The organism is Microbispora siamensis (assembly GCF_016863095.1).
In the GTDB taxonomy this organism is placed as follows: Bacteria; Actinomycetota; Actinomycetes; order Streptosporangiales; family Streptosporangiaceae; genus Microbispora; species Microbispora siamensis.
In genome coordinates this window covers 66,763-79,595 of sequence record NZ_BOOF01000025.1, presented here as the reverse complement: position 1 = coordinate 79,595, position 12,833 = coordinate 66,763, and the positions used below count along the sequence as shown (strand labels likewise).

The following is a 12,833-nucleotide window of genomic DNA, read 5'->3' as shown; positions in this document are numbered from 1 at the left end:
TCTCGCTCACTTGTGATGGAGTCCTTCATTAGTAACAGTGGGGTGTTGACGGGTCAATAGCCGCTTGCGGCGAACTCCGAGGACCTGACGGGCCGCAAGATCCTCCACCGTCTGTCATAATCGGTACTTCTGGAGGTTTCCTACGTTAGGGACGGTTCATGGGGAACCCGCCGCTCGGCGGTGACCTGTCGCGGCTGCGACAGCTCAACGCGCTTTCCACGATCAGGGCGCTGCGCGGAAGCGCACCCGCCACGCTGTCGGCGCTCTCCGCGCGGACCGGCCTGTCACGCCCCTCCTTGAAGGAGGTCGTCGGCGAGCTGACCAGTCTCGGCTGGGTGGAGGAGGTTCCCCCCACCTCGGGCGGAATGGGGCGGCCGGCCCGCCGCTACCGCTTCCGGGCCGACCGCGGTCACCTGGTCGGGATCGACATCGGGGCGCACAATGTCCGCGCCGCCCTGTCCAACCTCGACGGGACCGTCCTGGCCGAGACCAGGCAGGCCGTCGTCCCGGAAACGCCGGTACGGGAACGGATGGAGGCGATCGGACGCGCGGTCGGCGGTTGCCTCGCCCTCACCGGCCTGACCATGGCGGACGTGTGGACCGTGGCCGTCGGAACCACCGGCATCGTCACACCGGAGGGCGTCGTCACCTACTCCGCGGGAATCCCGGCGTGGACCGGTCTCGACCTGGCCGGTCTGCTCGGCGCCATGTTCCCGTGCGAGGTGCTCATCGAGAACGACAGTCGGCTCGCGGCCCTGGCCGAGGCCAGGCGAGGGGTGGCCCGCGGCGCGCGCGACGTGGTGTTCCTGCACGTCGGGCGGCGCATGGGCACCGGACTGATCATCGATGGGAAGCTTCATCGTGGGTTCGGGGCGGCGGCGGGAGAGATCGTCATGCTTCCGCAGGCCCGCTGGTTCGACGCGCCCGACCATCTCAACAACTGCCCGGTGGTCCCGGAGGGCACCCCTGTGGAGGACGCCGCCAGCCACACGCTGGCCGCCGCCAGAGACGGCGACCCGGCGGCGCTGGCCGCCGTCGAGCGTTACGTCGACGATCTCGCCGTCGGAGTCGCCGCGATCGTCCTGGTGCTCGATCCCGAGATCGCCGTGCTCGGTGGCGGCTTCTCCCGCTCGGCCGACGTGCTGCTCCCGCCGCTGCGCCGCCGCCTGGAGGCGGTCTGCCTGCGCATGCCCGAACTGCGCGCCTCCACGCTCGGCGACGAGTGCGTGGTGTTCGGCGCCATCGACCACGCGGTCGACCACCTCGACCGGCAGTTGTTCACGGCGGACTCCGGCACGTCGCTGCCCGTCCCCCTCACCCGGGACGCCGTCTCGCGATCCTAACCGGCGCGCCCTTCCGCATCCGGTGTGGTGGCGGCGCCGTGGGTGATGCCCACGATCGGCAGGCGCAGCGCGCCCGGCGCCGACGCGGGGACGACCGGCCGCACGGGCGCGACCGGCCCGAGCCGCACGTACACGGAGCCGAGGGCGGGGCGCGGGTCCGGCTCGCCCTTGTTCGGCCACAGCGCCATCGCGCGCTCGGCCTGGGCAGTGATCGTGAGCGAGGGGTTCACGCCGAGGTTGGCCGACACGGCCGAGCCGTCCACGATGTGCAGGCCCTCGTAGCCGTAGACGCGGTGGTAGGGGTCGATCACGCCGGTCTCGGGCGAGTCGCCGATCGCGCAGCCGCCGAGGAAGTGCGCGGTCGCCGGGATGTCGAACAGGTCGAGCCAGGAGCCGCCGGGCAGGCCGCCGATCTCCTCGGCCGCCAGGCGGACGGCCTCGTGCCCGGCGGGGATCCAGGTGGGGTTCGGCTCGCCGTGGCCCGGGCCCGCCCGCAGCTTCCCGCCCTTCAGCGAGAGCGTGATCGAGTTGTCCTTCGCCTGCATGACCAGGGCGATGACCGTGCGCTCCGACCACCTGCGGTGGTTGAACAGCCGGGGCAGCAGGTGCGGCCGCCGCAGGGCCGCCCCGAGGAACTTGAGCCAGCGCGGCGCCCGCCCGCCGCCGTCCACGAGCAGCGTGCGCAGCAGTCCCATGGCGTTGGAGCCGTCGCCGTACCGGACCGGCTCGATGTGCGTCTCCGGGTCGGGATGGATCGAGGAGGTGATCGCCACGCCGTGGTTGAGTTTGGCGCCCTTGGCGGTGAGGCGTTCGAAGCCGAGCAGGGCCTCGGAGTTCGTCCTGGTCAGCGCGCCGAGCCGAGGCGAGATCCGGGGCAGCGTGGTCGCCCTGAGCCGGTGGAGCAGGTGCTGCGTGCCGTACGTCCCGGCGGCGAAGACCACCTGCCCGGCGGTCAGCGTGCGGGTGGGGCCGAACGGGCCGGTGCGCCTCACCGTGATCTCGAAGCCGCCCTCGATCGGCCGCACGCCGGTGACGGTGGTCTCCGGGTGGACCTTCGCCCCGGCCTTCTCGGCCAGGTAGAGGTAGTTCTTGATCAGCATGTTCTTGGCGCCGTGGCGGCAGCCGGTCATGCACTCGCCGCACTCGGTGCAGCCGCGGCGGCGCGGCCCAGCCCCGCCGAAGTAGGGGTCGTCCACCTCGACGCCGGGCTCGCCGAAGAAGACCCCGACGGGGGCGAGATGGAAGGTGTGGCCGACGCCCATCCGCTCGGCGACCTTCTTCATCACCTCGTCGGCGGCGGTGACCGTGGGGTTGTCCACCACGCCCAGCATGCGCCTGGCCTGGTCGTAGTAGGGCGCGAGCTCGGCCTTCCAGTCGGTGATGTGCGCCCACTGGGGATCGCGGAAGAACGGGTCGAGCGGCTCGTAGAGGGTGTTGGCGTAGACGAGCGAGCCGCCGCCCACCCCCGCACCGGCCAGCACCATCACGCCGTTGGCGCCGCGCAGGACGTGGATGCGCTGGATGCCCTTCAGGCCCAGGGCGGGCGCGAACAGGAAGTCCCTGGCCCGCCAGGAGGTCTTCGGCAGGGTCTTCTCGTCGAACCGCCGACCGGCCTCCAGGACGCCGACCGAATAGCCCTTCTCGGTGAGCCGCAGCGCGGTCACGCTCCCGCCGAACCCCGACCCGATCACCGCGACGTCGTAGTCCAACGCCCCGCCTTCCTTACTTGAGGTGCAGCCGCTTCATCGTCTTGAGCAGCCCCGCGAGCGTGTCGGCGTACTTGTCGTAGGTCATGCCGAGGATCGGCTCGAAGCCCAGCCACGTGGCCTGGCTGGCCACCGTCTGGACCTCCGTGTACTTCAGCAGGCCCTCGGTCCCGTGGCGGCGGCCGAGCCCGGACGACTTCATCCCGCCCATCGGCGCGTCGTAGGAGGCGTACGCCGAGCCGTACCCCTCGTTGATGTTGACCGTGCCGGCCTTGATCCGGGCCGCGAGGCGGCGGCCCCGCGCGACGTCCCTGGTCCAGATCGAGGCGTTCAGCCCGTACGCGGTGTCGTTGGCCGCGTGCACCGCCTCGTCCTCGTTCCTGAAGCGGTAGAGCGACACGACCGGCCCGAACGTCTCGTCCCTGCAGACGGCCATGTCCTCGCCGACGCCGTCGAGGATGGTCGGCTCGTAGAAGAACGGGCCGAGGTCGGGGCGCGGCCTGCCGCCCGTCAGCACCGTGGCGCCCTTGGCGACGGCGTCCTCGACGTGCGCCGACACCCCGTCGAGCTGCCGCTGGGAGGTGAGCGAGCCCATCTGCACGTCCCAGTCGAGACCGGGGCCGATCCTCATGTTCTCCACCGCCCGGACGAACTTGTCGCGGAAGGCGTCGGCGATCGCCTCGTGCACGTAGAGGCGCTCGATCGAGATGCACAGCTGGCCCGCGTTGGTGAAGCAGGCCCGGATCGCGCCCTGGGCGGCCACGTCGAGGTCGGCGTCGTCGAGCACGATCATCGGGTTCTTGCCGCCGAGCTCCAGCGAGCAGCCGATGAGCCGCTTGGCCGCCTCCTCGGCGATCTTCCGCCCGCCGCGCGTCGAGCCGGTGAACGCGACGTAGTCGGCGCCGTCGATCAGCGGGTCGCCGACGTCCTCCGGATCGCCGAGCACGACCTGCCAGATGTCGCGCGGCATGCCCAGCTCGGCCAGCAGGTCGATCGTCCAGAGCGTGGACAGCGGGGTCTGGGTGTCGGGCTTGTGCACGACCGCGTTGCCCGCGATCAGGGCGGGGACCACGTCGGTCACGCCGAGGGCCAGCGGGTAGTTCCACGGGCTGATCACCGCGACCACGCCCTTGGGGTGGCGCAGCTCGGCGGCCCGGGTGGCGATCGGGAAGATGCCCTGCCTGCGCTGCGGCTCGAGCAGCCCGGGCGCCCGCCGCGCGTAGTAGAGCGTGCAGCCCGCCACGTCCGCCACTTCCTCGTACGCGTGCCGCCGTGCCTTGCCGGTCTCCCACTGCACGATGTCGAGCAGCTCCCGGCGGCGGTCGAGCAGCGCGTCGTGGAGCCGCAGGAAGGGCCTGATCCGCTCCCGGACCGGCAGCGCCACCCAGGCCTCCTGCGCCGCCCTCGCCCTGGCGTACGCCGCGCGGACGTCCTCGGGGGTGGAGATCGGGACCTCGGCCAGGACCTCGCCTGTGAACGGCGCGAGGATCTCCCTCGTCTTGCCCTCGGAGGAGACGTGCGTGAGGATCCGGTCGACCACGGCCGCGTCGAGCGTCCGATTCATGGCACCCATGGCGGAAGAATATTCCGGAGCCCCGCTCATGGCTACCGGTAAGTAATGCCTGGAGCCCCGACCGGCCGCGGCCGTCGAACCGGGACGGGACGTGATCCGTCTTGGGGGCATGAGGACATCGATTCGTACGGCGGGCATTCTCGCCGCGCTGCTGGCCACGGGAGCCACGGGCTGCGCGGGTGGCCGTACGACACAGGACTTCCCGCCCCCTCCCACGGACCTGACCGGCAAGGTGCGGCTCGTCGCGTATGCCGACTGCGACGAGATGACGGAGGGGCTGCGGCAGGCGGCCGCGCGGAACGTGACCCCCTGGGGCTTCGGGGACGCCATGCTCTACGCGGCCCGCTCCGACGTCGCCGCCGCCAAGCAGGCGACGCCCGAGCAGTCGTACTCGACCACGAACACGCACGAAGCGGGCGTGGACGAGCCCGACCTGGTCAAGACCGACGGCGACCGGGTGATCACGGTCACCCGGGGCGTGCTGCGCGTCGTGGACGCGAAGACCCGGAAGGTCACCGGGACGCTGCGGCTCGTCGCCGAGGACCAGTCGTGGGCCCAGGCCGACCTGCTGGTGCACGGCGACCGCGCGCTCGTGCTGTTCCAGGGCGGCGGGATCGTCCCGTTCGGGGCGACGGCCAAGATCCGGGCCGGCTCCGGTGGCCCGAGGTACGTCCTCGTGGACCTGTCCGGCGAGCCGCGCGTCCTCGGCGCGATGACCGTGCACGGGCAGCACATCGACGCCCGCCAGGTCGGCTCCACGGTGCGGCTCGTCGTCCGGTCCCAGCCGGAGATCGCCTTCCCCGCGCCGGAGCAGGACGAATCGGAGAAGGAACTGCTCGAAGGCAACCGCAAGGCCGTGCTGTCCGCCCCCGCCGACGCGTGGCTGCCGTCGTACGACGTCGAGTCGGGCGGCGCGAGCCACACCGAGCGGGTCGGCTGCGGCCAGGTCAGCCACCCCGACCAGTTCACCGGCACCTCGATGCTGACCATCCACACGATCGACCTGGCCGCCGCCACGCCGTTCGGCTCGCTCACGCCGATCGCGGTCGCGGCCGACGGCGACACCGTGTACGGAACGGCGGGCAGCCTCTACGTCACCAGCAATCCCCGCTGGTGGGCGGCGCGCCCGATCGACGTGGTGCCGCTGCCCGATTCACCGGCCGCGCCCACGGCCACGCCGGAAGCGCCGCCCGAGCGCACGGAGGTGCACCGCTTCGACGTCTCCGCCCCCGGCGCCCCGCGCTACGTCACGTCGGGATCGGTGCCGGGACGGCTGCTGAACCAGTACTCCCTGTCGGAGTACGACGGCCATCTGCGGGTGGCGACGACCAGCGGCGCCGAGGTGTTCGGCGCGAGCCCGGGCACGAGCGAGAGCGGCGTGTACGTGCTCGACGCCGGCACGCTCGCGCAGACGGGCTCGGTCACGGGCCTCGGCAAGGGCGAGCGGATCTACTCGGTGCGGTTCATGGACGGCCTCGGCTACGTGGTGACGTTCCGCCAGACCGACCCCCTGTACACACTGGATTTGCGGGACCCGGCCGCGCCGAAGGTCACCGGCGAGCTGAAGATCACCGGTTTCTCCGCCTATCTCCACCCGGCGGGTCAGGGGCGGCTCATCGGCATCGGCCAGGAGGCGAGCGAGAAGGGCCGGGTGCTCGGCACGCAGATCTCGCTGTTCGACGTCTCCGACCCGGCCGCGCCCGCGGTGCTGTCGCGGTTCCACCAGAAGGAGTCCGGCTCGGAGGCCGAGTGGGACCCGCACGCCTTCCTCTACTGGCCCGCCACCGGGCTGGCCGTGCTCCCGCTCCAGAACTGGTCCGAGGGCGGGATCGCGGGCAGCGCGGCCCTCGCGCTGCGCATCGGCGACCGCGAGATCACCAAGCTGGGCGTCGTGACCCACCCGCGGCCGCCCGCGAAGAGCGACTTCGCCCCCGCCGACCAGGGCATCCGCCGTTCCCTCGTCATCGGCGACGACCTGTGGACCGTGTCCGACACCGGCCTCAAGGTCAGCGACGCCGCCACGCTGGCCGACCGGGCGTGGATCCCCTTCGCCTGACGATCAGTTGCCGTTTCCCCCCGCCTTGGCGAGATCACGCGGGGGCGCGACGGGGACGATCTCCGGCGCGCCGAGGCGGATCGCGTCGGCCTCCTGATCGGTGTCCTGCTCCTGGGAGGCCCGCTCCGCCTCGACTCGCTTGGTGTAGTACTCGACCTCGCGCTTGACCTGATCGGCGTCCCAGCCGAGCGGGCCGGCCATGAGCTCGGCGGCCTCCTGGGCGACCGCGGTCCCCCGGTGGAAGGTCTCGATCGAGATGCGGGTGCGCCGCGTCAGCGCGTCGTTGAGGTGCCCGGCGCCCTCGTGCGTCGCCGCGTACACGATCTCCGCGCGCAGGTAGTCGTCCGCGCCGTCGAGGGGCCGGCCCAGCGAGGGATCCTTCTCGATGAGCGCCAGCACCTCGTCGATGAGCGAGCCGTACCGCTCCAGCAGGTGCTCGATCCTGGCCACGTGCAGCCCGGAGGAGCGCGCCATGCGGTGGCGGGAGTTCCACAGGGCCTGGTAGCCCTCCGCGCCCGCGAGCGGCACCTGGTCGGTGCAGGACGACGGCACGCGCTGGTCGAGGCCGTGCGCGACCGCGTCGACGGCGTCGGCCGCCATGACCCGGTACGTCGTGAACTTGCCGCCGGCCACCATGACCAGCCCGGGCACGGGGTGGGTGACGACGTGCTCGCGCGAGAGCTTGGAGGTCTCCTCGGACTCGCCGGCCAGCAGCGGCCGCAGCCCGGCGTACACGCCTTCGACGTCGTCCCTGGTCAGCGGCACCGAGAGCACCGAGTTGACCCGGTCGAGCAGGTAGTCGATGTCCGCCCGCGAGGCCGCGGGGTGCGCCTTGTCGAGGTTCCAGCGGGTGTCGGTGGTCCCGATGATCCAGTGCCGGCCCCAGGGGATGACGAACAGCACCGACTTCTCGGTGCGCATGATGAGGCCGGTGAGGGAGTGGATGCGGTCGCGCGGCACCACGAGGTGGATGCCCTTGGACGCGCGCACGTGGATCTGCCCCCGGCCGCCGACGAGTTGCTGGATGTCGTCGGTCCACACGCCGGTCGCGTTGACGACCTGGCGGGCCCGCACGTCCAGCTCGGCGCCGGTCTCCAGGTCGCACACGCGCACCCCGGTGACCCGCTCCCCCTCACGCAGGAAGCCGACCGCCTGCACCCGGGAGGCGACGTGCGCGCCGTACGTCGCGGCGGTGCGCAGCGTGGTCATCACGAAACGAGCGTCGTCGACCTGGGCGTCCCAGTACTGCACGGCGCCGGTGAACGCCGACCTGCGCAGCGAGGGGACGACCCGCAGCGCCTGGCGGCGGGTCAGGTGGCGGTGCCCCGGCACACCCCGGGTGAGGCCGAAGGACAGCCCGAGCGTGTCGTAGAGCGCGAGTCCCGCTCCGATGTACGGCCGCTCCCAGCCCGCGTGCGTGAGCGGGAACAGGAACGGCACCGGCCTGACCAGGTGCGGCGCGATCCGCTTGAGCAGCAGCGACCGCTCCCGCAGGGCCTCCCTGACGAGGTCGAAGTTGAGCTGCTCCAGATAGCGCAGCCCGCCGTGGATCAGCTTGGACGACCGGGACGACGTGCCCGAGGCGAAGTCGCGCGCCTCCACCAGGCCCACCGAGAGTCCGCGGGTTGCGGCGTCGAGCGCGACGCCGGCGCCGACCACGCCGCCGCCGATCACGACCACGTCGAGTTCCTGCGCCTCCATCCGCGCCAGGGCGGCGGTACGTTCTGCCGGGCCGAGCCGTGCCGTCCCCATCCTCGCCGTCATAAGGCTCCTTCTGTACCGCTTTCGCCATTGCCGAGTAAATCTACCCGCGAGTAGCTACCCGGGAATCCATCGTTTCCGCCGCCTTTCCCAAGGATCTCCGGAAATGTCGGTGAACAATCCTGAGGAGCCGCGCCCCGGTCCGTCATCCCGCCCCGGGGCGGCGGTCGGGCGCCGTACGCGGAAGGATGGCGGCATGAGCGTGACTCTCTCCGATGCCCGCGTCGTCACTCCCGACGGCGTCCACGACGGCTGGCTCACCATCGAGGACGGCAGGATCACCCACATCGGGCGCGGGCAGGCCCCGCGCGACGGGCTCGGCCTGGGCGGGCGCACCGTCGTCCCCGGCTTCGTCGACATCCACAGCCACGGCGGCGCCGGCGGAAGCTTCCCCGACGGCGACCCGGAGACCGCCGCCGCGGTCGCGGCCTTCCACCTGAGCCGCGGCTCGACCACCCTCATGGCGAGCCTCGTCACCGCCGCGCCCGACACGCTCGCGCGGGCCGCCGCGACGCTCGCCGACCTGTGCGAGCAGGGCCTGATCGCCGGCATCCACTTCGAGGGGCCGTACATCGCCAGGTCGCGTTGCGGCGCGCATGAGCCGACGCTGCTGCGCGAGCCCGACGTGGCGGAGTTCCGGGCGCTGGTGAAGGCCGGGCGGGGCCACGTCCGCATGCTGACGATCGCGCCCGAACTGCCGAACGCGCTCGACGTGATCAGGGACGCCGCCGCCGAGGGCGTGGTCGCCGCGCTGGGTCACAGCGACGCGAGCTACGAGCAGACGATCGAGGGGATCGACGCCGGGGCGACCGTGGCCACCCACCTCTACAACGCGATGCCGCCGCTCGGCCACCGCGCGCCGGGACCGATCGCCGCCCTGCTCCAGGACGAGCGGGTGACCGTCGAACTGATCAACGACGGCGTCCACGTCCACCCGGCGATGCTGCGCCTGGCCATGCACGCCGCGGGCGCCGGCCGTACGGCGCTGATCACGGACGCGATGGCGGCGGCGGGCATGGGCGACGGGCGCTACCCGCTCGGCCCGATGACCGTCGACGTCGTGGACGGGGTGGCCCGGCTCGCCTCCGACACTCCCGGAGGCGGGTCGATCGCCGGCAGCACGCTCACGATGGACGTGGCCTTCCGCCGCACCGTGCGGGAGGCCGGGCGCTCCCTGGTGGACGCCGCGCTGATGGCCTCGCTCACCCCCGCCCGCGTGCTCGGCCTGGACGGCGAGATCGGGTCGATCACGGTCGGCAAGTACGCCGATCTCGTGGTGCTCGACGACGACCTGGGCGTCGGCGGCGTGATGAAGCGCGGCGCGTGGGTGCGCCACCCCTGACCGATCCCCGGAAAGCCGAAGGCCGGGCCCGGCGGGCCCGGCCTTCCCGGCGGCGGCTCAGCGCTGCGGCGGGGCGACGACCACCTCGACGCGCTGGAACTCCTTGAGGTCGGAGTAGCCGGCGGTGGCCATCGTGCGGCGCAGCGCGCCGAGCAGGTTCATCGAGCCGTCGGCCAGCGACGACGGGCCGTGCAGGATCTCCCGCAGCGTGCCGATCGTGCCGAACTCGACCCGCTTGCCGCGCGGCAGCTCGGGGTGGTGGGCCTCAGAGCCCCAGTGGAACCCGCGGCCGGGGGCCTCGCTGGCCCGCGCGAGCGGCGAGCCCACCATGACGGCGTCGGCGCCGCAGGCGATCGCCTTGGCGATGTCGCCGGAGCCGCCCATGCCGCCGTCGGCGATGACGTGGACGTAGCGGCCGCCCGACTCGTCCATGTAGTCGCGGCGGGCCGCGGCCACGTCGGAGATCGCGGTGGCCATCGGCACGACCACGCCCAGCACGTTGCGGGTGGTGTGCGAGGCGCCGCCGCCGAAGCCGACCAGCACGCCGGCCGCGCCGGTGCGCATGAGGTGCAGCGCCGCCGTGTACGTCGCGCAGCCGCCCACGATCACCGGGACGTCGAGCTCGTAGATGAACTGCTTGAGGTTGAGCGGCTCGGCCCGGCCGGAGACGTGCTCGGCGGAGACCGTCGTGCCGCGGATCACGAAGATGTCCACGCCCGCGTCGATCACGGCCTTGTGGTGCTGCACGGTGCGCTGCGGCGACAGCCGTACGGCGGTCGTGACGCCGGCGGCGCGGATCTCCTCGATGCGCCGGCCGATCAGCTCGTCCTTGATCGGCGCGGTGTAGATCTCCTGCAGCCGCCTGGTCGCGGCCTCCCGGTCGAGGGTGGCGACCTCCTCCAGGAGCGGCGCCGGGTCCTCGTAGCGGGTCCACAGCCCTTCGAGGTCGAGCACCCCGAGGCCGCCCAGGCGGCCGATCTCGATGGCCGTCTGCGGCGACACGACGCTGTCCATCGGGCTCGCCACGAGCGGAGAGTCGAACCGGTAGGCGTCGATCTGCCAGGAGATCGACACCTCCTCCGGGTCGCGGGTGCGCCGGGAGGGCACGATGCCGATCTCGTCCAGCGCGTAGGCACGCCGCCCGCTCTTGCCGCGCCCGATCTCCACCTGTGTCATATCGCCTGTTCTTTCCGTTTCTTCCGCTACGAGCTAGCGCCCGTGGTAGTTCGGGGCCTCGACCGTCATCTGGATGTCATGCGGGTGGCTCTCCTTGAGCCCGGCCGCGGTGATCGGCATGAGCTGCGCCTTCTCGTGCAGCTCCTGGATCGTCCGGGAGCCGGTGTACCACATGCCCTGCCGCAGACCGCCGACGAGCTGGTGGGCCACCGCCGCGACCGGTCCGCGGTAGGGCACCTGGCCCTCGATGCCCTCGGGGATGTACTTGTCCTCCCCGGACACCTCGGCCTGCGCGTACCTGTCCTTGCTGAACGACGCGCCGCCGCGCTCGCGGTTGCGCACCGCGCCCAGCGACCCCATGCCCCGGTACGACTTGAACTGCTTGCCGTTGATGAAGATCAGCTCGCCGGGCGACTCCTCGCAGCCGGCCAGCAGCGAGCCGAGCATGACCGTGTCCGCACCGGCGGCCAGCGCCTTGGCGATGTCGCCCGAGTACTGCAGGCCGCCGTCGCCGATGACCGGGATGCCGGCCGGGCCGCACGCCAGCGCGGCCTCGTAGATGGCGGTGAGCTGCGGGGCGCCCACACCCGCGACGACCCGGGTGGTGCAGATCGAGCCGGGCCCGACGCCCACCTTGACCGCGTCTGCGCCCGCGTCGACCAGCGCCTGCGCGCCCGCGCGGGTGGCGACGTTGCCGCCGATGACGTCCACCCGGCCGTTGGCCTTGATCTTCGCGACCATGTCGCACACGCCGCGCGAGTGGCCATGGGCGGTGTCGACGATGATGACGTCCGCGCCCGCCTCGATCAGCGTCATGGCGCGTTCCTCGGCGTCGCCCGCGACGCCCACGGCCGCGCCGACCATCAGGCGGCCGTCGGCGTCCTTGGTCGCGATCGGGTACTGCTCGCTCTTGGTGAAGTCCTTGACGGTGATGAGGCCCTGCAGGCGGCCGGCCTCGTCCACGAGCGGCAGCTTCTCGACCTTGTTCTGCCGCAGCAGCCGGAACGCCTCGTCGCGGTCGACCCCCACCGGCGCCGTCACCAGCGGCATCGGGGTCATGACGTCGCGTACGGCCCTGCTCTGGTCGCTCTCGAACCGCATGTCGCGGTTGGTGACGATGCCCACGAGCACGCCGTCCGCGTCGGTGACCGGGACGCCGGAGATCCGGTAGGTCGCGCACAGCCGCTCGACGTCGGCGAGGGTGTCCTCGGGAGAGCAGGTGACGGGGTTGGTCACCATCCCCGCCTCCGACCGCTTGACCAGGTCGACCTGCTGCGCCTGCTCCTCGATCGAGAGGTTGCGGTGCAGGATGCCGATGCCGCCCTGCCGGGCCATGGCGACCGCCATGCGCGCCTCGGTGACCGTGTCCATCGCGGCAGACACCAGCGGGATGCGCAGCGTGATGGTGCGGGACAGCCGGGTCGACGTGTCGGCCTCCCCCGGCTGCAGGTCCGAATAGGCGGGAACGAGGAGCACGTCGTCGAACGTGAGTCCCGGTTCGGTGAACTTGGCCATCTGCTGCACCCTCCTGCGCTGTGGGTCCCTCGCGCGTGGGTCCCTCGCCAGACCCGAGGTCAGTCTAGTGGGCGCCCCAAACCGCATCCGGCAGACCTGTCAAGGGGGAGGGCACAAAAAGTGGGGGGACCGGCTTCCGGTCCCCCCACTTCCCCGCGTCGCGCCCGCCACGCCCGTCGAGCCCCCCTCCGCGCCCGGCAGACGCGGCGTTCCCGGCTAACGCTGGGTCAAGAATGCGTCACGGAGCGTCCACGCGCAATGGCGTAACGTGCAACTGCACAAAGATGCATTTCCTGGCTCTCGAAACTCCGCCCGAAACAAATGCGAAACCTCACTTCGATACAAAAGCCGCCACGGCTCA

General features: G+C 72.0%; 8 protein-coding genes. 3 read left to right on the top strand and 5 right to left on the bottom strand.

Features of this window, described 5'->3' with window-relative positions:
- The first annotated feature begins 158 nt into the window (after nucleotides 1-158).
- Nucleotides 159-1,343 (top strand): ROK family transcriptional regulator, encoded by a 1,185-nt coding sequence (locus Msi02_RS21480; protein WP_079316221.1) that lies wholly within the window; start codon nucleotides 159-161, stop codon nucleotides 1,341-1,343.
- Here Msi02_RS21480 and Msi02_RS21475 read toward each other — a convergent pair.
- Together Msi02_RS21475 and Msi02_RS21470 are read right to left on the bottom strand one after the other, a co-directional pair.
- The gene (locus Msi02_RS21475) at nucleotides 1,340-3,052 is read right to left on the bottom strand and encodes a GMC oxidoreductase (protein ID WP_204049952.1); all 1,713 of its coding nucleotides are present in this window, start codon (nucleotides 3,050-3,052) and stop codon (nucleotides 1,340-1,342) included. The genes Msi02_RS21480 and Msi02_RS21475 overlap by 4 nt on opposite strands.
- Before the next feature lie 13 nt (nucleotides 3,053-3,065).
- A complete protein-coding gene (locus Msi02_RS21470; RefSeq protein ID WP_204049951.1) occupies nucleotides 3,066-4,622 on the bottom strand; it encodes a succinic semialdehyde dehydrogenase in 1,557 nt (518 codons plus the stop codon).
- A 109-nt stretch (nucleotides 4,623-4,731) separates the two neighbouring features.
- Here Msi02_RS21470 and Msi02_RS21465 point away from each other — a divergent pair, with 109 nt between their 5' ends.
- The gene (locus Msi02_RS21465) at nucleotides 4,732-6,678 is read left to right on the top strand and encodes a beta-propeller domain-containing protein (protein WP_204049950.1); all 1,947 of its coding nucleotides are present in this window, start codon (nucleotides 4,732-4,734) and stop codon (nucleotides 6,676-6,678) included.
- A 3-nt stretch (nucleotides 6,679-6,681) separates the two neighbouring features.
- On the opposite strand, the gene Msi02_RS21460 is transcribed toward Msi02_RS21465, so the two are convergent.
- The gene (locus tag Msi02_RS21460; protein WP_239108585.1) at nucleotides 6,682-8,442 is read right to left on the bottom strand and encodes a glycerol-3-phosphate dehydrogenase/oxidase; all 1,761 of its coding nucleotides are present in this window, start codon (nucleotides 8,440-8,442) and stop codon (nucleotides 6,682-6,684) included.
- Nucleotides 8,443-8,635: 193 nt separating this feature from the next.
- Here Msi02_RS21460 and nagA point away from each other — a divergent pair, with 193 nt between their 5' ends.
- A complete protein-coding gene (gene nagA / locus Msi02_RS21455; protein ID WP_204049949.1) occupies nucleotides 8,636-9,781 on the top strand; it encodes an N-acetylglucosamine-6-phosphate deacetylase in 1,146 nt (381 codons plus the stop codon).
- 57 nt (nucleotides 9,782-9,838) lie between these two features.
- Here the strand turns inward: nagA and Msi02_RS21450 are convergent, their stop codons facing one another.
- Together Msi02_RS21450 and guaB are read right to left on the bottom strand one after the other, a co-directional pair.
- On the bottom strand, nucleotides 9,839-10,957 hold the full coding sequence (locus Msi02_RS21450) for a GuaB3 family IMP dehydrogenase-related protein (RefSeq protein WP_179155270.1): 1,119 nt from the start codon (nucleotides 10,955-10,957) through the stop codon (nucleotides 9,839-9,841).
- Nucleotides 10,958-10,990: 33 nt separating this feature from the next.
- On the bottom strand, nucleotides 10,991-12,472 hold the full coding sequence (gene guaB / locus Msi02_RS21445; protein WP_204049948.1) for an IMP dehydrogenase: 1,482 nt from the start codon (nucleotides 12,470-12,472) through the stop codon (nucleotides 10,991-10,993).
- Between the last annotated feature and the right edge of the window lie 361 nt (nucleotides 12,473-12,833).

Bases quoted from the DNA above. Each gene is read 5' to 3' on its own strand.
- Msi02_RS21460 (WP_239108585.1), bottom strand. From the start codon at position 8,442: ATGACGGCGAGGATGGGGACGGCACGGCTCGGCCCGGCAGAACGTACC.
- Msi02_RS21470 (WP_204049951.1), bottom strand. From the start codon at position 4,622: ATGGGTGCCATGAATCGGACGCTCGACGCGGCCGTGGTCGACCGGATC.
- Msi02_RS21450 (WP_179155270.1), bottom strand. From the start codon at position 10,957: ATGACACAGGTGGAGATCGGGCGCGGCAAGAGCGGGCGGCGTGCCTAC.
- guaB (WP_204049948.1), bottom strand. From the start codon at position 12,472: ATGGCCAAGTTCACCGAACCGGGACTCACGTTCGACGACGTGCTCCTC.
- nagA (WP_204049949.1), top strand. From the start codon at position 8,636: ATGAGCGTGACTCTCTCCGATGCCCGCGTCGTCACTCCCGACGGCGTC.
- Msi02_RS21480 (WP_079316221.1), top strand. From the start codon at position 159: ATGGGGAACCCGCCGCTCGGCGGTGACCTGTCGCGGCTGCGACAGCTC.
- Msi02_RS21465 (WP_204049950.1), top strand. From the start codon at position 4,732: ATGAGGACATCGATTCGTACGGCGGGCATTCTCGCCGCGCTGCTGGCC.